The following is an 18,845-nucleotide window of genomic DNA, read 5'->3' as shown; positions in this document are numbered from 1 at the left end:
GGGGGACGATCCCTCTCAGCGTACGTCCGACGCGCCCAGGTGTTCGCCCGGGGCGATCCGCACGCCGCGCGCCCAGTCGGCGGCGAGCATCGGCTTCTTGCCCTGCGGCTGCACCCAGAGGAGCTCGACGGGGTGCGATCCGGTCCCGACGTACACGTTCTTCTTCGTCGCGGACAGCTCGCCGGGGGCCAGCTCCAGGTCCGTGCGGTCCGGCAGCGGCTTCACGGCGACCAGCTTGAGCCGCTCGCCGCGCAGCAGCGTCCAGGCCCCGGGCGCGGGCGTGCAGCCGCGCACGACGCGGTCGACGCGCAGCGCGGGCGCCGTCCAGTCGATCTGCGCGTCCTCGACAGTGATCTTGGGTGCGAGCGTGACGCCCTCGGCGGGCTGCGGAACGGCGTGGAGCGTGCCGTCCTCGATGCCGTCCATGGTGGCGACCAGCAGCCCCGAACCGGCGAAGGCGAGCCGGGTGAGCAGGTCGCCGCTGGTGTCGGTGGGCCGTACCTGCTCGGTGAGCACGCCGTACACCGGCCCGGAGTCGAGACCCTCCTCGATCAGGAACGTCGAGGCGCCCGTGACCTCGTCGCCCGCGAGGATCGCGTGCTGCACGGGGGCGGCGCCGCGCCAGGCCGGCAGCAGCGAGAAGTGCAGGTTGACCCAGCCGTGGGAGGGGATGTCCAGGGCGGCCTTGGGCAGCAGCGCGCCGTACGCGACGACGGGGCAGCAGTCCGGCGCGATCTCGCGCAACCGCGCGAGGAAGTCCTCGTCGCGCGGCCGGGCCGGCTTGAGCACCTCGATCCCGGCCTCCTCCGCACGTGCGGCGACGGGGCTGGCGACGAGCTTGCGGCCGCGCCCGGCGGGGGCGTCGGGGCGGGTGACGACGGCGGCAACTTCGTGCCGGCCGGAGGCGATCAGGGCGTCCAGGGCGGGTACGGCGACCTCGGGGGTGCCTGCGAAGACGAGCTTCATCGGTGGCGCGGGCCTCTCGGGCAGGAAGGCGGAACGGGATGCGGCGTCAAGAGGCGCACCAGTCTATGAGCCCTGGCGCCTGGGGGCGTACGCACATCCGCGCGCCCCGCGCACATGCGCATACGCCCCCAGGAGCGTGACCCCGGCGCCGGGTGACGCGTTGGTCAAGAGAGATTGACCCAAAGGGCTCGCACATGCGGTCCCGACCCATCCTTTCCGATCCTTCGGTCTTCCCTTCTTCCACTCCTTCTTCCACGCCGGTTCGAGAGGCTTGTTCATGGCCGACCACGCAACCCACGACGCCCAAGCACGGGCCAGCCTTCATCTGTTGGTACGGGACATCGAGCGGGTGCGGCGGCAGGTGGACGCGCTGCGCACCCTCAGCGCCCAGCTCGGCAACGTCTACCGCCCGCGCCGCTCCGGCCCCTCCACGGGCTTCGTCGTCTACGGCAGGGCTCCGGCGCCGACCGTCCGTCTCGCACAGGAGCTGCGGGACAGCGTCGAGACGCTGGTGACCGCCGCCGTGGACTTCGACCGTTCGCTCGGCTTCTCCTGGGACGCGGTCGGCTCGGCGCTCGGAGTGACCAAGCAGGCGGTGCACCGCCGTTACGGCGCGCGGCGGGCCGCGACGCAGCCCCCCGCGACCACCGAGGGCGAGCTCGCCGTCGAGACGGCGGCCGCGACCGCTACGCGTACTCTTGCCGCGCCACCACCCCTGCCGTCCCTGCCGTCCGTACCGGCCGCCCGCTCCATGCCGCCCCAGCCGATGGCAGCCGGCCATGTGCTGCGCGAGGAAGTCCGCCCGAGCGCCCTCCCCGGCCCCCGCAACGGCTGACCCCTCCCCCTTTCCGGGGGCATGCACCCACGCCCCCGGACGCCTTGCGGGCGTGTCCTCAATCGCCGGACGGGCTTGATCTTCCGGTCCGAGCCCGAAAACTTCGGCCCGTCCGGCGATTGAGAACCGGGGCCCGGACGGAGTCCCGCGCGGCGGGGCCGCACAGTGCCACGACGGGGAGGGGCGGGCCGGGCGGACCGGGGAAAAGCCACGCCCCTCCCGTCACCCGATGTCCAGCGGGTCAATCCTGATCCGCACCGGATCGCCACCTCCCCGGGCCAGCCGCGCCGCCTGCGCCGACTTCAGCGCCGCGGCAAGCGCCGCCCCACTGCCCGGCGGCACCCTGAGCAGCGCCCGCTCCCACGCCTCGCCCACCGGCGGATCGCCGGGCCGGCGGGGCCTGCCCGGCGCCGCGACCGGCAGCGGCACAGGCCCCAGCACCTCGGCGTCCCCCGGGAGCTCCGCCGCGGCCAGAAACGCGGCGATCGCCTCCGGCCGGCCACTCACTGCCGCCATCCGCGACACCGGCGGGAAGCCCAGCTCCGCCCGTTCCGCCAGCTCACGCTGCGCGTGTCCCACCGGGTCCCACCGCACCAGCGCCTGCACGGGCCGCAGTGAAGGCTCGGCCACAACCACCACCGTGCCGCCCTCCCCCTGCCCCCTGACCAGCGCGGAGGCGCTTATCCAACGCCGCAGCGCCTCCTCCCCGACGCGCAGGTCCTGCCGCCCGAGCATCGCCCAGCCGTCGAGCAGCAGCGCCGCGGCGTAACCGCCCTCCGCCACGGGCTCGGCCCCCGGCGTACTGACGACGAGCGCGGGCGCCCCCGGCACGCTCTCCAGCACATGGTCCCGCCCGGACGTACGCACCGGCACAGCGGGAAACGCCCGCCCCAGCTCCTCCGCCGTGCGCCAGGCCCCCACCACCTGTGCCCGGAGCCGCATGCTCCCGCACTCGCCGCACCGCCATCCGGCCGCGTCCCGGCCGCACCACCCGCAGTGCAGTTCCCGCTGGTCGGCCGCTTCGACAGGCCCGGCGCAGTACCGGCACCTGGCGTGTGTACGACACCGCTCGCACGCCAGGCCCGGTACGTACCCGCGCCGGGGCACCTGCACCAGCACCGGCCCGGACCTGAGCCCGTCCCGCACGGTCTGCCACGCCAGACTGGGCAGTCGCGCGGCCCGCGCGGCCCCGTCCCGGGCGACCTCCTCGTCCCCCACCGTACGAATCAGCGGCGCCGCGGCCCGCACCTGCTCACGCCCCGCACGCAACGGCGCGGCCCACTTGCTCTCGACGAGCTGAGCCGCCTCGACCGTGCAGCTGAGAGCCCCCAGCAGAAACCCGCACTTGCCGTGCTGCGACCGCAGCTCCAGCACCTCCCGCACATGCGGGAACGGCGCGTGGTCGTCACTGTGACTGGAATCCCCGTCGTCCCACACCGCCACCAGACCCAGATCCGCCACCGGGGCGAACATCGCGGCCCGCGTCCCGATCACGGCCCGCACCGACCCCCGCCGTGCCGCCAGCCACTGCCGGTACCGCTTCTGGCGCCCGGCGTCGGCGGTCAGCAGCGTGTGGTGCCCCTTGCCCACCAGCGCGGTGAGCGCCGCGTCCAGCCGGGCCACGCTCCGCCCGTCCGGCAGCACGACCAGCGCGCCCCGCCCGGAGGCGAGCGCCGCCGCCACGGCACGGGCGAGCTCGTCCGGCCAGTGCGGCCCCGGCAGCGCGTTCCACACGGCCCGCGGCGCCCCGCCCCCCGCCAGCTCCCGCAGGAAAGCGGGCCCGTGGACGTACCGCTCCCAGGTCCCGGCCTCCGGGGCACCGGGCGGCGGCAGCGGTTTGGGCGAGGCCTTGGCCTCCGCCGGTCCATTTCTCGGCGGAACGGCCAGCTGCAGTACGTCGGCGAGGCTCCCCGCGTAACGGTCGGCGATCGCCCGCGACAGCGCGAGCAGCTCAGGGCTGAGCACCGGCTCCGGGGACACCACGTGGGCGAGTGCGGCGAGCGGCCCGGCGTAGTCCGACTCGGCCCGCCGCTCGACGAGGTACCCGTCGATCATCCCCCCGCCCTCACGGCGGCCGTCCCTGACGTTGTGCGCCCCGGCCCCGAACCGCACCCGGACCCGGACCCCCGGCTGCGCGACGGCGTCCAGCTCCTCGGTCACGGCATAGTCGAAGAACTGGTCGAGGTGCAGCACCCCCTTGTTGACCACGACCCGGGCAACGGGCAGTTCCCTCGCCAGCGGCGCCCCGCGCCACGTCCGCGGCTTGGCCTTCGGGGCCTTCGCCTTCCGCACACTCTCCCGGATGAGCGCAAGCTGCTCCGGCGCCCCGCCCCCGGGCTCTTCGGACCCCGCATCGTTCCTGCTCACAGCCAAATTCCTACCAGACCCCACTGACAGCGCGGCACGGCAGCGCGGCACGCGCGACGGCCCCGGACCGATGTGGTCCGGGGCCGTCGCGGCCGAGCAGTGCCGGTTGCTTACAGGCCGGCGGCCTTGCGCAGGGCGTCCACGCGGTCGGTGCGCTCCCAGGCGAAGTCGGGCAGCTCGCGGCCGAAGTGGCCGTACGCCGCGGTCTGGGCGTAGATCGGGCGCAGCAGGTCGAGATCGCGGATGATCGCGGCCGGACGGAGGTCGAAGACCTCACCGATGGCGTTCTCGATCCTCTCGACCTCGACCGTGGCGGTGTCGAAGGTCTCGACGAAGAGACCGACCGGCTCGGCCTTGCCGATCGCGTACGCGACCTGGACCTCGCAGCGCGCGGCCAGACCGGCCGCCACGACGTTCTTGGCGACCCAGCGCATCGCGTAGGCGGCCGAGCGGTCGACCTTGGACGGGTCCTTGCCGGAGAACGCGCCGCCGCCGTGGCGGGCCATGCCCCCGTACGTGTCAATGATGATCTTTCGGCCGGTCAGGCCGGCGTCACCCATCGGGCCGCCGATCTCGAAACGCCCGGTCGGATTGACCAGCAGACGGTAGCCCTCGGTGTCCAGCTTGATACCGTCCTCGAGAAGACCCTTCAGTACGTGCTCGACCACGAACTCGCGGATGTCGGGGGCGAGCAGCGAGTCCAGGTCGATGTCGGACGCGTGCTGCGAGGAGACGACGACCGTGTCGAGGCGGACGGCCTTGTCACCGTCGTACTCGATGGTGACCTGGGTCTTGCCGTCGGGGCGCAGGTAGGGGATCGTCCCGTTCTTGCGCACCTCCGACAGACGGCGGGACAGCCGGTGCGCGAGGTGGATCGGCAGCGGCATCAGCTCCGGGGTCTCGTCGCACGCGTACCCGAACATCAGGCCCTGGTCGCCCGCGCCCTGCTGGTCGAGCTCGTCTCCCTCGTCACCTGCGGCGGACCCCTCGACCCGGGTCTCGTACGCCGTGTCGACCCCCTGCGCGATGTCCGGGGACTGCGCGCCGATGGACACCGAGACACCGCACGAGGCGCCGTCGAAGCCCTTCTTCGAGGAGTCGTAGCCGATCTCGAGGATCTTGTTGCGCACCAGCGTGGGAATGTCCGCGTAGGCCTTGGTGGTCACCTCGCCGGCGACGTGCACCAGGCCGGTGGTGATCAGGGTCTCCACGGCGACCCGGGAGGCCGGGTCCTCCCGCAGGAGCGCGTCGAGGATCGTGTCGCTGATCTGGTCAGCGATCTTGTCGGGGTGGCCCTCGGTCACGGACTCCGAGGTGAACAGGCGGCGGGACACATCGCTCCCTGGGGTTGCAGCGGCTGCTGGCTGAGCATTGATGGAACGGTCCGGGAGCTGCGCCCGGCATCGGTCCGCGACCAGTTTATCGGTCGCTTCCGCTCGGCGGACCACGTGTCTCGCTTCGTGGGAGCCCTGTGACCAGCGGCACTGCACTGCGCAGTACGCCCGTCGCCCTCCATCACAGGGCAAAATGCCGGACTTGAGAGGACACTTGCGACAATTCGGCGGCCCGTCGAAACAGGTCAAGAATTAACCGAGTCGACTTGTCACCAAGTCCCAGACAGTGTCGGCGAGGGCTTCCTTGGGGCCGTACGGCACCGGGGTCTCGCCGCCTTCGGTGTCGAGCACCATGGCCTCGTTCTCCTCGGAGCCGAACGTCTTGCGCTCCCCCACCTCATTGACGACCAGCAGGTCACAGCCCTTGCGGCGCAGCTTCTCCCGGCCGTTGGCGAGGACGTCGTCGGTCTCGGCGGCGAAGCCGACGACCACCTGCCCCGGCTTTCCGCGCTCTGTCGCGATCTCCGCGAGGATGTCGGGGTTGCGGACCAGCTCGACGGCGGCGGGCTCCTGACCGTCCTTCTTCTTGATCTTTCCCGTGGCGTACACCGCCGGGCGGAAGTCGGCCACGGCCGCCGCCATCACCACCACGTCGGCGTCCGCCGCCGCCTTCAGCACGGCCTCGCGCAGCTGCACCGCCGTCCCGACGCGGACGACATCGGCGCCCGCCGGATCCGGCAGGCCGGTGTTGGCCTCGACGAGCGTGACCCGCGCGCCGCGCGCGACGGCGGTACGGGCCAGGGCGTACCCCTGCTTGCCGGAGGAACGGTTCCCCAGGTAGCGGACCGGGTCGAGCGGCTCGCGCGTACCGCCCGCACTGATCACGACATGGAGGCCGGCGAGGTCGGGAGCGGTCGCACCGCGCGCGAGCACCCGGCGGCAGACCTCGAAGATTTCGTCCGGGTCGGGCAGCCGGCCCTTGCCCGTGTCGACGCCGGTCAGCCGGCCCACCGCGGGCTCGATGACGACCGCGCCGCGCCGGCGCAGCGTCGCGACGTTCTCCTGGGTGGCCGGGTGCTCCCACATCTCCGTGTGCATCGCGGGCGCGAAGACCACCGGGCACCGGGCGGTGAGCAGGGTGTTCGTGAGGAGGTCGTCGGCGAGCCCGTGGGCCGCCTTGGCCAGCATGTCGGCGGTCGCGGGGGCCACCACGACCAGATCGGCGGACTGCCCGATCCGTACGTGCGGCACCTCGTGCACCGACTCCCAGACCTCGGCCGAGACCGGGTTGCCGGAGAGCGCCGACCAGGTGGCGGCGCCGACGAAGTGGAGGGACGCGTCGGTCGGCACGACCCGCACGTCGTGGCCGGATTCGGTCAGCCGCCGCAGCAGCTCGCACGCCTTGTACGCGGCGATGCCCCCGCTGACTCCCAGCACGACCTTCGGCTTGATGACCTTGCCGTCCGCCTTGTTCACTGCGTCTCCCCGCTCGCTCCAGGATGTACGTCCCCATGACACACCACAGGCCCGGCAGTCGCGCTGCCGGGCCTGTGACGAAAAAGATTCCTGCGCCTGCTGACTACTGCGCCGGGCCCTCAATGGCCTCGGAGGTCAGCAGACCCGCGTTGATCTCGCGCAGGGCGATCGAGAGCGGCTTCTCGTGGACGTGGGTGTCCACCAGAGGACCGACGTACTCGAGCAGACCCTCACCGAGCTGCGAGTAGTACGCGTTGATCTGACGCGCGCGCTTCGCCGCGTAGATCACGAGGCTGTACTTCGAGTCAGTAGCCTCGAGCAGCTCGTCGATCGGCGGGTTGATGATGCCCTCGGGCGTGGAAATGGAAGAGGACACGCTCTACCTTCCGAAAAAGTGGACAGAGATCAAGCAACTTCCATCAAGGCTAGCAGCTCACGTGCTACATCCTCGACGGAGGTGTTGACAAGGGTGGTGTCGAACTCCGCCTCCGCGGCGAGTTCAATCTTTGCGGCCTCGAGGCGGCGCTCGATGACATCGGGCGCCTCCGTACCGCGGCCGGTCAGCCTGCGGACCAGCTCGTCCCAGCTGGGCGGGGCCAGGAAGACCAGTTGAGCCTCCGGCATCGACTCACGGACCAGCCGCGCGCCCTGGAGATCGATCTCCAGGAGCACGGGCTCGCCCGCTTCGAGCCGCTCGGTCACGGCACGCCGGGGCGTGCCGTAGCGATTGCCGGCGAACTCGGCCCATTCCAGCAGCTCACCGTTGGCGACGAGCTTGTCGAACTCGTCGTCGCTCACGAAGAAGTACTGGATGCCGTGGCGCTCACCGGGTCGCGGCTTGCGTGTGGTGGCCGACACCGAGAGCCATACCTCGGGGTGGACCTTGCGCATATGGGCGACGACCGTGCTCTTGCCGACCCCGGAGGGGCCGGAGAGCACGGTCAGCCGCGGACGTACGTCCGGGGGTACGGGGGTCGTCCCCCGGGATGTTGCAGCCATGGATGCGATTATCCAGGTTCTCGGGGGTGCCCGAGAACGTCAGGCGGGGCCGCCGCCGAACTCGCGCTCCAAAGAGGCGATCTGGTTGGAGCCGAGACCGCGCACACGACGGCTCTCGGAGATGCCGAGCCGCTCCATGATCTGCTTGGCGCGGACCTTGCCCACGCCCGGCAGGGACTCGAGCAGGGCGGAGACCTTCATCTTGCCGACGACGTCATTCTCCTGTCCCTGCTTGATGACCTCATGGAGCGAGGCGCCGGAGTGCTTGAGTCGATTCTTGACCTCGGCCCGCTCCCGGCGAGCCGCGGCGGCCTTTTCGAGCGCGGCTGCGCGCTGTTCAGGGGTAAGGGGCGGAAGAGCCACGCCTACGTCACCTCGGATGTCGAACTGTCGGATACGGACCGGTGAGGAAGCTGGTCGCCCCACACCAGGCGAGCAACGAACAGCAGGTCGCGAACAACGAGCTGCACGTTTGCTCTCGACGGAGACTAGCGGCCTGGGCCGCTCCAGTCAGCGAGTAACGACGAAAAGTCCTGGTCAGCCTCGCTCGAGTAGGACATATCAGACATAACATCCTGGTTTTGGGTAGGATTCCGTCAACATGGGTCGCACAGATTCCGGAAGCCGTCGCGCGGACGTGGTGCCGGCACCGTGCGGACGCCCCGTCACGCCCCCGAGACCGCCACCCTGACCTCGTCGGCGAAGCGAGAAGCGGACTCTCGCAGTCCGGAAACATCCGGACCGAAGCGGAGCACGCCACGGCTCACACTCGGTACGACGTTGCCGACGGCCGCCCCGAAGACGCCCGGCAGGTCCGCCGGCGTCGCGCCCTGCGCGCCGATGCCCGGAGCCAGCAGCGGACCGTTGATGGCGAGATCCGCTCCCGCGTCGCCGAGCGTCGCGCCGACCACCGCGCCGACCGACCCGAGCGGCTCCGCGCCCTCGTTCTCGGCCGCCATGTGGTCGAGCATCAGCTGCGCGAGCGACCGGCCGTCCGCGGCAGTGGCCCGCTGGACCTCGGCGCCCTCCGGGTTCGACGTCAGAGCGAGTACGAACACGCCCGCCCCGCTGATCCTGGCCGCGTCCAGCGCCGGACGCAGCGATCCGAAGCCGAGGTACGGCGAGACCGTCACGGCGTCCGAGAAGAGCGTCGAGTCCTTGTCCAGGTAGGTCGCGGCGTACGCGCCCATGGTCGAACCGATGTCGCCGCGCTTGGCGTCCATCAGCACCAGCGCGCCGGCCGCCCTGGCCTCCTCGACCGCCTTCTCCAGTACGGCGATGCCGCGCGAGCCGAAGCGCTCGAAGAACGCCGACTGCGGCTTCAGTACGGCGACCCGGTCGGCCAGGGCCTCGACGACCGTGCGGGTGAAGGTCTCCAGGCCGCCGATGTCGTCGTTCAGGCCCCAGGAGCTCAGCAGCGAGGCGTGCGGGTCGATGCCGACGCAGAGCGGGCCGCGGGTGTCCATGGCGTGGCGCAGACGGGCGCCGAAGGGGGCGAGGGTCACTTGGAGGCCTCCCGGGTCTCGGCGCCGACGGCGTCGGCGAGCGTGGCGTACGGGCTGGCGGCGAGGCGTGCCACCAGGCCCTGGTGGATCGCGCGGCCCCAGAACGGTCCTTCGTAGATGAAGGCGCTGTAACCCTGCACGAGCGTGGCGCCCGCGAGGATGCGCTCCCAGGCGTCGTCGGCGTTCTGGATGCCTCCGACGCCGACCAGGGTGATCCGGTCGCCCACGCGCGCGTACAGGCGGCGCAGGACCTCCAGGGAGCGCTCCTTGACGGGCGCTCCGGACAGTCCGCCGGTCTCCTTGACGAGGGCCGGGTCGGACTTCAGGCCGAGGCCCTCGCGGGCGATGGTGGTGTTGGTGGCGATGATGCCGTCCAGGCCGAGCTCCAGCGCCAGGTCGGCGACGGCGTCGACGTCCTCGTCGGCCAGGTCGGGCGCGATCTTGACGAGGAGGGGGACGCGGCGGCCGGTGACGGTACGGTCGGCCGCCTCGCGTACGGCGGTCAGCAGCGGGCGCAGCGACTCGGTGGCCTGGAGGTTGCGCAGCCCCGGGGTGTTCGGGGAGGAGACGTTCACCACCAGGTAGTCGGCGTGGGCGGCGAGGCGCTCGGTGGAGGTGACGTAGTCGGCGACGGCCTCCTCCTCCGGAACCGCCTTGGTCTTGCCGATGTTGACGCCGACGACCGTCCTGAACACCGGGTTGCGGGCCGCCAGACGGGCCGCCACCGCCTCGGAGCCCTCGTTGTTGAAGCCCATGCGGTTGATGAGCGCGCGGTCCTCCACGAGGCGGAAGAGGCGCTTCTTGGGGTTGCCGGGCTGCGGCTGGGCGGTGACCGTGCCGATCTCGATGTGGTCGAAGCCGAGCATCGACATGCCGTCGATGGCGACGGCGTTCTTGTCGAAGCCGGCGGCGAGGCCGAACGGGCCGTGCATGCGCAGGCCGAGCGCCTCGGTGCGCAGCGAGGCGTGACGCGGCGCGAGGAGGGCGGCGGCGAAGGTGCGCAGGACCGGGACGCGGGCCGCGAGGCGGATCCAGCGGAAGGCCGTGTGGTGGGCCTGCTCGGGGTCCATGCGCTTGAAGACGAGGTCGAAGAAGAGTTTGTACATGGGTGCTTTCCTCGGGACGGCCGGGAGGGCTGGGCTCATGAAGAGGGGGACACCGCATCCGGTGTCCCCCTCCTGTGCCGACTGCTAGACCTCGCGGGCCGCGGTCAGGTGCTGCGCGTGTTCCTGGAGGGAACGCACGCCCACGTCGCCGTGGGTGAGCGCGTCGATGCCCTGGACGGCGGCCGCGAGGGCCTGGACCGTCGTGAGGCACGGGACGCTGCGGGCCACGGCGGCCGTACGGATCTCGTAGCCGTCGAGGCGGCCGCCCGTGCCGTACGGCGTGTTGACGATGAGGTCGACCTCGCCGTCGTGGATGAGCTGGACGATCGTCTTCTCGCCCTGCGGGCCCTGGCCCTCGCTCTGCTTGCGCACGACGGTGGCGTTGAGGCCGTTGCGCTTGAGGACCTCGGCCGTGCCGGAGGTGGCGAGCAGCTCGAAGCCGTGGGCGACCAGTTCGCGCGCCGGGAAGATCATCGAGCGCTTGTCGCGGTTGGCGACCGAGATGAACGCGCGGCCCTTCGTCGGCAGCGGACCGTACGCGCCGGCCTGCGACTTGGCGTACGCCGTGCCGAAGACCGAGTCGATGCCCATGACCTCGCCGGTGGAGCGCATCTCCGGGCCGAGGACGGTGTCCACGCCGCGGCCCTGGATGTCGCGGAAGCGGCTCCACGGCATCACGGCCTCCTTGACGGAGATCGGCGCGTCGAGCGGCAGCGTGCCGCCGTCGCCGGTCTTCGGCAGCATCCCCTCCGCGCGCAGCTCGGCGACGGTCGCGCCCAGCGAGATGCGGGCGGCGGCCTTCGCGAGCGGCACCGCGGTCGCCTTGGAGGTGAAGGGGACGGTGCGCGAGGCGCGCGGGTTGGCTTCGAGGACGTACAGGATGTCGCCGGCCATCGCGAACTGGATGTTGATCAGTCCGCGTACACCGACGCCCTTGGCGATGGCCTCGGTCGAGACCCGCAGCCGCTTGATGTCGAAGCCGCCGAGGGTGATCGGGGGCAGCGCGCAGGCGGAGTCGCCGGAGTGGATGCCGGCCTCCTCGATGTGCTCCATGACGCCGCCGAGGTAGAGCTCGGTGCCGTCGTAGAGCGCGTCGACGTCGATCTCGATCGCGTCGTCGAGGAAGCGGTCGACCAGGACCGGCCGGGTGGGGCTGATCTCGGTGGACTCGGCGATGTACGAGGCCAGGCGCGTCTCGTCGTACACGATCTCCATGCCGCGTCCGCCCAGCACGTACGACGGGCGTACGAGGACGGGGTAGCCGATCTCGTCGGCGATGGCCTTGGCCTCGTCGAAGGTCGTCGCGGTGCCGTGCTTGGGGGCGGGCAGACCGGCCTCGGCGAGGACGCGGCCGAAGGCGCCGCGGTCCTCGGCGGCGTGGATGGCCTCCGGCGGGGTGCCGACGACCGGTACGCCGTTGTCCTTGAGCGCCTGGGCGAGGCCCAGCGGGGTCTGGCCGCCGAGCTGCACGACGACGCCCGCGATCGGGCCCGCGAGGGTCTCGGCGTGGACGATCTCCAGCACGTCCTCGAGCGTCAGCGGCTCGAAGTACAGGCGGTCGGAGGTGTCGTAGTCGGTGGAGACGGTCTCCGGGTTGCAGTTGACCATCACGGTCTCGTAGCCGGCGTCGCGGAGCGCGAAGGAGGCGTGGACGCAGGAGTAGTCGAACTCGATGCCCTGGCCGATGCGGTTCGGGCCCGAGCCGAGGATGATCACCGCGGGCTTCTCGCGCGGTGCGACCTCGGACTCCTCGTCGTACGAGGAGTAGAAGTACGGCGTCTTCGCGGCGAACTCGGCGGCGCAGGTATCGACCGTCTTGTAGACCGGGCGGACGCCGAGCGCGTGCCGGACCTCGCGTACGACGTCCTCGCGCAGCCCGCGGATCTCGGCGATCTGGACGTCCGAGAAACCGTGGCGCTTGGCCTCCGCGAGCAGCTCCGGGTCGAGCTTCCCGGCGGCGGCGAGCTCGTCCGCGTGCTCCTTGATGAGGAACATCTGGTCGACGAACCACGGGTCGATCCTCGTGGCGTCGAAGACCTCCTCGGGGGTGGCGCCGGCCCGGATGGCCTGCATGACGGTGTTGATGCGGCCGTCGGTGGGGACCTTGGCGGTCTCCAGGAGCGCGGCCTTGTCGCCCGGGTCGCCGGTGAAGGCGAACTGGCTGCCCTTCTTCTCCAGCGAGCGCAGCGCCTTCTGGAGCGCCTCGGTGAAGTTGCGGCCGATCGCCATGGCCTCGCCCACCGACTTCATGGTGGTGGTGAGGGTGGCGTCGGCGAGCGGGAACTTCTCGAAGGCGAAGCGGGGCACCTTGACGACGACGTAGTCGAGCGTGGGCTCGAAGGACGCCGGGGTCTTCTCGGTGATGTCGTTCGGGATCTCGTCCAGCGTGTAGCCGACGGCGAGACGTGCGGCGATCTTGGCGATCGGGAAGCCGGTCGCCTTCGAGGCGAGCGCCGAGGAGCGCGAGACGCGCGGGTTCATCTCGATGACGATGATCCGGCCGTCGTCGGGGTTGACGGCGAACTGGATGTTGCAGCCGCCGGTGTCGACGCCGACCTCGCGGATGATCGCGATGCCGACGTCACGCAGCCGCTGGTACTCGCGGTCGGTGAGTGTCATCGCCGGGGCGACGGTGATGGAGTCACCGGTGTGCACGCCCATCGGGTCGAAGTTCTCGATGGAGCAGACGACCACGACGTTGTCGTTCTTGTCGCGCATCAGCTCCAGCTCGTACTCCTTCCAGCCGAGGATGGACTCCTCCAGGAGCACCTCGGTGGTCGGCGAGAGCATGAGTCCCTGTCCGGCGATGCGGCGCAGCTCGTCCTCGTCGTGCGCGAAGCCGGAGCCGGCGCCGCCCATGGTGAAGGAGGGACGTACGACGACGGGGTAGCCGCCGAGCGTGTCGACGCCCGCGAGGACGTCGTCCATGGAGTGGCAGATGACCGAGCGGGCGGACTCGCCGTAACCGATCTTGGCCTTGACGGCCTCGACGACGCCCTTGAAGAGGTCGCGGTCCTCGCCCTTGTTGATGGCCTCGACGTTGGCGCCGATGAGCTCGACGCCGTACTTCTCCAGCACACCCTGCTCGTGCATGGAGATGGCCGTGTTGAGGGCCGTCTGGCCACCCAGCGTCGGCAGCAGCGCGTCGGGGCGCTCCTTGGCGATGATCTTCTCGACGAACTCCGGGGTGATCGGCTCGACGTACGTGGCGTCGGCGATCTCCGGGTCGGTCATGATCGTCGCCGGGTTGGAGTTGACCAGGATGACGCGCAGGCCCTCGGCCTTGAGGACGCGGCAGGCCTGCGTGCCGGAGTAGTCGAACTCCGCGGCCTGGCCGATGACGATCGGACCGGAGCCGATGACCAGGACGGACTGGATATCGGTGCGCTTAGGCACGCTGGCCCTCCATGAGCTGTACGAAGCGGTCGAACAGGTAGGCGGCGTCGTGCGGACCCGCTGCCGCCTCGGGGTGGTACTGGACGCTGAAGGCCGGCTGGTCGAGCAGCTGGAGGCCCTCGACCACGTCGTCGTTCAGGCAGACGTGGGACACCTCGGCGCGCCCGTACGGGGTCTCGGAGACCTTGTCGAGCGGGGCGTCGACGGCGAAGCCGTGGTTGTGCGCGGTGACCTCGACCTTGCCGGTCGTGCGGTCCTGCACGGGCTGGTTGATGCCGCGGTGGCCGTACTTCAGCTTGTACGTGCCGAAGCCGAGCGCCCGGCCCAGGATCTGGTTGCCGAAGCAGATGCCGAAGAGCGGCGTCCTGCGCGCGAGGACGTCCTTGACGACGGTGAGGTCGACCGTGGACGGGTCGCCGGGGCCGTTGGAGAGGAACACCCCGTCGGGGGCGACGGCGTACACGTCCTCGGCCGTGGCGGTGGCCGGCAGCACGTGCACCTCGATGCCGCGCTCGGCCATCCGGTGCGGGGTCATGCCCTTGATGCCGAGGTCGATCGCGGCGACGGTGAACTTCTTCTCGCCGATCGCGGGGACGACGTACGGCTCCTCGGTGGCGACCTCGGCGGCGAGCGAGGCGCCCACCATCTGGGGTGCCTCCTTCACGCGGGCGAGCAGCGTCTCCTCGTCGGCGAGGGCGTCACCGGAGAAGATGCCGACGCGCATCGCGCCGCGCTCGCGCAGGTGGCGGGTGAGCGCGCGGGTGTCGATGCCGCTGATGCCCACGATGCCCTGGTCGACGAGCTGCTCGTCGAGGGAGCGGCTGGAGCGCCAGTTGGAGGGGACGCGGGCGGGGTCGCGCACGACGTAACCGGCGACCCAGATCTTCTTCGACTCGTCGTCCTCGTCGTTCACGCCGGTGTTGCCGACGTGCGGAGCCGTCATCACGACGACCTGGCGGTGGTACGAGGGGTCGGTGAGGGTCTCCTGGTAGCCGGTCATGCCGGTGTTGAACACCGCCTCGCCGAAGGTCTCCCCCACGGCCCCGTAGGCACGGCCGCGGAACGTGCGGCCGTCCTCCAGGACGAGTACGGCGGGAGCCTTGCCGGCTCCCCGGGTGGAGATGGTCATCGTGCGGTGCCTTCCGTCGAAATGCGTGTCATGGAGTTGATGGCCTCGACCCAGGCGGTGTGCTCCGCCGCGCGGTCGGAGCGGAAGCCGGAGTCGATCTGCTTGTCGCCGTGCTGCCAGGTGACGACCAGCAGGCCGCCCTCGGCGAGGACCTTGCCCGCGATGCCCTTGTCGAGCCTGGCCTCGCGCAGCGCCGCCGCGGGGACGAAGAAGTCGGCCGCCCCGGGGCGTACGACCTCCAGGCCCGCGTCGGTGAGTGTCAGCTCGGCCCTGCTGCGCGTACCGAGACCGTGGGCCACGATCCGGTCGAGCCACTGTCCGGCGGTCGTCGAGCCGTGGTAGCGGCCGCTCATGCTCAGCTTCGCCTCACCCGGCGTCTCGGGCGCGGCGGGCAGTTCGGGCAGGTCCGACTGGAGGACGGCGCGCCACTTCCAGCCCTGGCGCATCAGCCAGTACATGAGCGCGACGAAGAGCAGCAGCCCGACGACCCAGCCGATGCGCGCGGCCCAGTCGGTCACTTCGGCGGACTTCCGCTCCGCGGCGGCGGCCTCGGCGGCCAGATGGATGAAAGGTGTCACGCCAGATTCCCGTCGACGACCGTTGCACGGCCCCGCAGCCAGGTGTGGGTGACGCGTCCCGGCAGCTCACGGCCCTCGTAGGGGGTGTTGCGGCTGCGGGAGGCGAAGCCCGCGGGGTCCACAGCTCCACGGTAAGCCGGATCGACCAGCGTGAGGTTCGCGGGCTCGCCTGCCGAGACGGGACGGCCGTGGCCCTCCAGGCGGCCGATGGCCGCCGGGCGGAGGGACATGCGGTCGGCGACGCCGGCCCAGTCGAGCAGGCCGGTGTCGACCATCGTCTGCTGGACGACGGACAGGGCGGTCTCCAGACCGACCATGCCCATGGCCGCCGCGGCCCACTCGCAGTCCTTGTCCTCGTGCGGGTGCGGGGCGTGGTCGGTGGCGACGCAGTCGATGGTGCCGTCGGCGAGCGCCTCGCGCAGGGCCGTGACGTCGGCCTCGGTGCGCAGCGGCGGGTTCACCTTGTAGACGGGGTTGTACGTACGGACCAGCTCGTCCGTGAGCAGGAGGTGGTGCGGGGTGACCTCGGCGGTGACGTTCCAGCCCTTGGACTTGGCCCAGCGGACGATCTCCACCGAGCCGGCCGTGGACAGGTGGCAGATGTGCACGCGGGAGCCGACGTGGGCGGCGAGGAGGACGTCGCGGGCGATGATCGACTCCTCCGCGACCGCCGGCCAGCCGCCGAGACCCAGCTCGGAGGAGACGATGCCCTCGTTCATCTGGGCGCCCTCGGTGAGGCGGGGCTCCTGGGCGTGCTGGGCGACGACGCCGTCGAACGCCTTCACGTACTCCAGCGCGCGGCGCATGATCACGGCGTCGTCGACGCACTTGCCGTCGTCGGAGAAGACCTTCACGCCCGCGGCGGAGTCGTGCATGGCGCCGAGCTCGGCGAGCTGCTTGCCCTCCAGGCCGACGGTGACGGCGCCGACGGGCTGCACGTCGCAGTAGCCGGACTCCTTGCCGAGGCGCCAGACCTGCTCGACGACGCCGGCGGTGTCGGCGACCGGGAAGGTGTTGGCCATGGCGTGGACGGCCGTGAAGCCGCCGACCGCGGCCGCCTTCGTACCGGTCAGGACGGTCTCGGAGTCCTCGCGGCCGGGCTCGCGCAGGTGGGTGTGCAGGTCGACGAGGCCGGGCAGCAGGATCTTGCCCTCGGCCTCGACGACGGTCGCGCCCTCGGCGCTCAGGCCGGTTCCGACCGCCTCGATGCTCTCGCCGTCGATCAGGACGTCCTGCGGCTCGCCGCCCAGTACCTTCGCACCGCGGATCAGGATCTTGCTCATGGTTACTTGCTCTCCTCGGTGCGTGCGGGGGTGGGGCTGATGGCGGATTCGTTGCCGCCCAGAAGCAGGTAGAGGACGGCCATCCGGGTCGAGACGCCGTTGGCGACCTGCTCGACGGCCGTGCAGCGGTCGGAGTCCGCGACCTGCGCGGTGATCTCCATGCCCCGGTTCATCGGGCCGGGGTGCATCACGATGGCGTGTTCGGGCATCCGCGCCATCCGGTCGCCGTCCAGGCCGTAGCGCCGCGAGTACTCGCGCTCGGTCGGGAAGAAGGCGGCGTTCATCCGCTCGCGCTGCACTCGCAGCATCATTACCGCGTCGGACTTCGGCAGCACGCTGTCGAGGTCGTACGAAATCTCGCAGGGCCACCGCTCGACGCCGATCGGAACCAGCGTGGGCGGCGCGACGAGCGTCACCTCGGCGCCGAGGGTGTGCAGCAGGTGGACGTTGGAGCGGGCGACGCGGCTGTGCAGGACGTCGCCGACGATCGTGATCCGGCGCCCGTCGAGGTCACGCCCTTTCCCGGCGTCGGCCCCTACGAGCCTGCGGCGCATGGTGAAGGCGTCGAGCAGCGCCTGGGTGGGGTGCTCGTGCGTACCGTCGCCCGCGTTGACGACCGCGCCGTCGATCCAGCCGGAGGTCGCGAGGCGGTAGGGGGCCCCGGAGGCTCCGTGCCGGATGACGACGGCGTCGGCGCCCATCGCCTCCAGGGTGAGCGCGGTGTCCTTGAGCGACTCGCCCTTGGAGACGGACGAGCCCTTCGCGGAGAAGTTGATGACGTCGGCGGAGAGGCGCTTGGCGGCGGCCTCGAAGGAGATGCGGGTACGGGTCGAGTCCTCGAAGAAGAGGTTGACGACCGTACGTCCGCGCAGGGTCGGCAGCTTCTTGATCGGCCGGTCCGCGACGCGGGCCATCTCCTCGGCGGTGTCGAGGATCAGCACGGCGTCGTCGCGGGTGAGGTCGGCGGCCGAGATGAGGTGACGCTTCATCTGGTGCTCCGTGGTTCGTGAGGGGCGCGTATGTGGAGGCGGGCAGGAGGGCAGGCTGACGCGCAGGCCCGGTTTGTCCGGGTCCGTACGGGAAAGCGCTACTGCTCGCCGACCGGAGCGGCCTGGCGGAGTCCGAGCAGCACGGCGTCGCGGCCGTCCTCCTCGGAGAGCTGGACCTTGACCGCCTCCCGCAACGACGTGGGGAGGTTCTTGCCGACGTAGTCGGCGCGGATCGGCAGTTCGCGGTGGCCGCGGTCGACGAGGACCGCGAGCTGTACGGCGCGGGGGCGGCCGATGTCGCCCAGGGCGTCCAGCGCGGCCCGGATCGTACGGCCGGAGAACAGCACGTCGTCGACGAGGACGACGAGCCGGTCCTCGATGCCGTCACCGGGGATCTCCGTGCGCGCGAGGGCACGCGCGGGGCGCATGCGCAGATCGTCGCGGTACATGGTGATGTCGAGGGAGCCGACCGGCATCGCGCGGCCGGTGATCTGTTCGAGCCTGGCGGCCAGCCTGCGGGCCAGGAAGACGCCGCGGGTGGGAATGCCGAGGAGCACCACGTCGTCGGCACCCTTGGCGCGCTCGACGATCTCGTGGGCGATGCGGGTCAGTACCCGCTCGATGTCAGGGCCCTCGAGTACAGGGCGCGGGGCATCGGAATTAACCGTGTCCATTGGAAACGGACCTCCTTCTCCGCCTCACGGGACGGACCTTAAAGGACGTCGAAATTGCGCCACCCACGGTACCAGCTCTATTCGGCTGCCCTTGCGGGACCCCCCGCGTAGGCGGTCTGGACCCATTCGGCTTGACGCACCCAAGTAACGCTGCGTAACCTCACAGTGAGTTACCAGCCGCGCGGCGGAGCCGCACGTCGTCACAGCG

Annotated in this window: 16 protein-coding genes; 1 reads left to right on the top strand and 15 read right to left on the bottom strand. The window is 71.1% G+C overall.

Annotated features, from left to right (window positions below; all coding sequences use genetic code 11):
- Window positions 1-15: 15 nt before the first annotated feature.
- Window positions 16-966: a methionyl-tRNA formyltransferase gene (gene fmt, locus BN1555_RS27560; RefSeq protein ID WP_093801882.1), complete on the bottom strand. Its 951-nt coding sequence runs from the start codon at window positions 964-966 to the stop codon at window positions 16-18.
- A 277-nt stretch (window positions 967-1,243) separates the two neighbouring features.
- On the opposite strand from fmt, the gene BN1555_RS27555 reads away from it, so the two are divergent.
- Window positions 1,244-1,801 carry a hypothetical protein gene (locus tag BN1555_RS27555; protein ID WP_093801881.1) on the top strand — a complete coding sequence of 186 codons (558 nt, stop codon included), beginning with the start codon at window positions 1,244-1,246 and terminating at the stop codon, window positions 1,799-1,801.
- 222 nt (window positions 1,802-2,023) lie between these two features.
- Here the strand turns inward: BN1555_RS27555 and BN1555_RS27550 are convergent, their stop codons facing one another.
- The 14 genes from BN1555_RS27550 to pyrR form a co-directional block, all read right to left on the bottom strand.
- Entirely contained in the window at window positions 2,024-4,168 is a 2,145-nt protein-coding gene (locus BN1555_RS27550) for a primosomal protein N' (protein WP_093801880.1), read from the bottom strand.
- A 110-nt stretch (window positions 4,169-4,278) separates the two neighbouring features.
- A complete protein-coding gene (gene metK, locus BN1555_RS27545; protein ID WP_093801879.1) occupies window positions 4,279-5,502 on the bottom strand; it encodes a methionine adenosyltransferase in 1,224 nt (407 codons plus the stop codon).
- Between the two features lie 252 nt (window positions 5,503-5,754).
- Complete coding sequence (coaBC, locus tag BN1555_RS27540) at window positions 5,755-6,978, bottom strand: bifunctional phosphopantothenoylcysteine decarboxylase/phosphopantothenate--cysteine ligase CoaBC (RefSeq protein WP_093801878.1); 1,224 nt, start codon at window positions 6,976-6,978, stop codon at window positions 5,755-5,757.
- 103 nt (window positions 6,979-7,081) lie between these two features.
- Window positions 7,082-7,354 carry a DNA-directed RNA polymerase subunit omega gene (rpoZ, locus tag BN1555_RS27535; RefSeq protein WP_028814064.1) on the bottom strand — a complete coding sequence of 91 codons (273 nt, stop codon included), beginning with the start codon at window positions 7,352-7,354 and terminating at the stop codon, window positions 7,082-7,084.
- Window positions 7,355-7,383: 29 nt separating this feature from the next.
- Window positions 7,384-7,977, bottom strand: coding sequence for a guanylate kinase (gene gmk, locus BN1555_RS27530; protein WP_093801877.1), 594 nt, complete (start codon window positions 7,975-7,977; stop codon window positions 7,384-7,386).
- A gap of 39 nt (window positions 7,978-8,016) precedes the next feature.
- On the bottom strand, window positions 8,017-8,340 hold the full coding sequence (locus BN1555_RS27525) for an integration host factor (RefSeq protein ID WP_093801876.1): 324 nt from the start codon (window positions 8,338-8,340) through the stop codon (window positions 8,017-8,019).
- Window positions 8,341-8,642: 302 nt separating this feature from the next.
- On the bottom strand, window positions 8,643-9,482 hold the full coding sequence (gene pyrF / locus BN1555_RS27520; protein WP_093801875.1) for an orotidine-5'-phosphate decarboxylase: 840 nt from the start codon (window positions 9,480-9,482) through the stop codon (window positions 8,643-8,645).
- Window positions 9,479-10,588 (bottom strand): quinone-dependent dihydroorotate dehydrogenase, encoded by a 1,110-nt coding sequence (locus BN1555_RS27515; RefSeq protein ID WP_093801874.1) that lies wholly within the window; start codon window positions 10,586-10,588, stop codon window positions 9,479-9,481. The genes pyrF and BN1555_RS27515 overlap by 4 nt, the downstream gene beginning before the upstream one ends.
- 84 nt (window positions 10,589-10,672) lie before the next feature.
- Entirely contained in the window at window positions 10,673-13,984 is a 3,312-nt protein-coding gene (gene carB, locus BN1555_RS27510) for a carbamoyl-phosphate synthase large subunit (RefSeq protein WP_093801873.1), read from the bottom strand.
- Window positions 13,977-15,113, bottom strand: coding sequence for a glutamine-hydrolyzing carbamoyl-phosphate synthase small subunit (gene carA / locus BN1555_RS27505; RefSeq protein ID WP_093801872.1), 1,137 nt, complete (start codon window positions 15,111-15,113; stop codon window positions 13,977-13,979). The genes carB and carA overlap by 8 nt, the downstream gene beginning before the upstream one ends.
- The gene (locus BN1555_RS27500) at window positions 15,110-15,691 is read right to left on the bottom strand and encodes a PH-like domain-containing protein (protein ID WP_093801871.1); all 582 of its coding nucleotides are present in this window, start codon (window positions 15,689-15,691) and stop codon (window positions 15,110-15,112) included. The genes carA and BN1555_RS27500 overlap by 4 nt, the downstream gene beginning before the upstream one ends.
- Window positions 15,688-16,974 (bottom strand): dihydroorotase, encoded by a 1,287-nt coding sequence (locus BN1555_RS27495; protein ID WP_093801870.1) that lies wholly within the window; start codon window positions 16,972-16,974, stop codon window positions 15,688-15,690. Before BN1555_RS27495 ends, BN1555_RS27500 begins: the two co-directional genes overlap by 4 nt.
- Before the next feature lie 2 nt (window positions 16,975-16,976).
- Complete coding sequence (locus BN1555_RS27490) at window positions 16,977-17,963, bottom strand: aspartate carbamoyltransferase catalytic subunit (protein ID WP_093801869.1); 987 nt, start codon at window positions 17,961-17,963, stop codon at window positions 16,977-16,979.
- Between the two features lie 98 nt (window positions 17,964-18,061).
- Window positions 18,062-18,637 (bottom strand): bifunctional pyr operon transcriptional regulator/uracil phosphoribosyltransferase PyrR, encoded by a 576-nt coding sequence (gene pyrR / locus BN1555_RS27485; protein ID WP_093801868.1) that lies wholly within the window; start codon window positions 18,635-18,637, stop codon window positions 18,062-18,064.
- Window positions 18,638-18,845: the final 208 nt, after the last annotated feature.

It is taken from the genome of Streptomyces sp. Wb2n-11 (assembly GCF_001049855.1).
GTDB lineage: Bacteria > Actinomycetota > Actinomycetes > Streptomycetales > Streptomycetaceae > Streptomyces > Streptomyces altiplanensis.
The sequence above is the reverse complement of the archived record's forward strand: the minus strand, read 5'-3'. Positions and strand labels throughout refer to the sequence as shown.

Coding starts and splice junctions, on each gene's coding strand:
- fmt (WP_093801882.1), bottom strand. CDS start 966: ATGAAGCTCGTCTTCGCAGGCACCCCCGAGGTCGCCGTACCCGCCCTG.
- BN1555_RS27555 (WP_093801881.1), top strand. CDS start 1,244: ATGGCCGACCACGCAACCCACGACGCCCAAGCACGGGCCAGCCTTCAT.
- gmk (WP_093801877.1), bottom strand. CDS start 7,977: ATGGCTGCAACATCCCGGGGGACGACCCCCGTACCCCCGGACGTACGT.
- BN1555_RS27515 (WP_093801874.1), bottom strand. CDS start 10,588: ATGTACAAACTCTTCTTCGACCTCGTCTTCAAGCGCATGGACCCCGAG.
- carA (WP_093801872.1), bottom strand. CDS start 15,113: ATGACCATCTCCACCCGGGGAGCCGGCAAGGCTCCCGCCGTACTCGTC.
- BN1555_RS27495 (WP_093801870.1), bottom strand. CDS start 16,974: ATGAGCAAGATCCTGATCCGCGGTGCGAAGGTACTGGGCGGCGAGCCG.
- BN1555_RS27490 (WP_093801869.1), bottom strand. CDS start 17,963: ATGAAGCGTCACCTCATCTCGGCCGCCGACCTCACCCGCGACGACGCC.
- pyrR (WP_093801868.1), bottom strand. CDS start 18,637: ATGGACACGGTTAATTCCGATGCCCCGCGCCCTGTACTCGAGGGCCCT.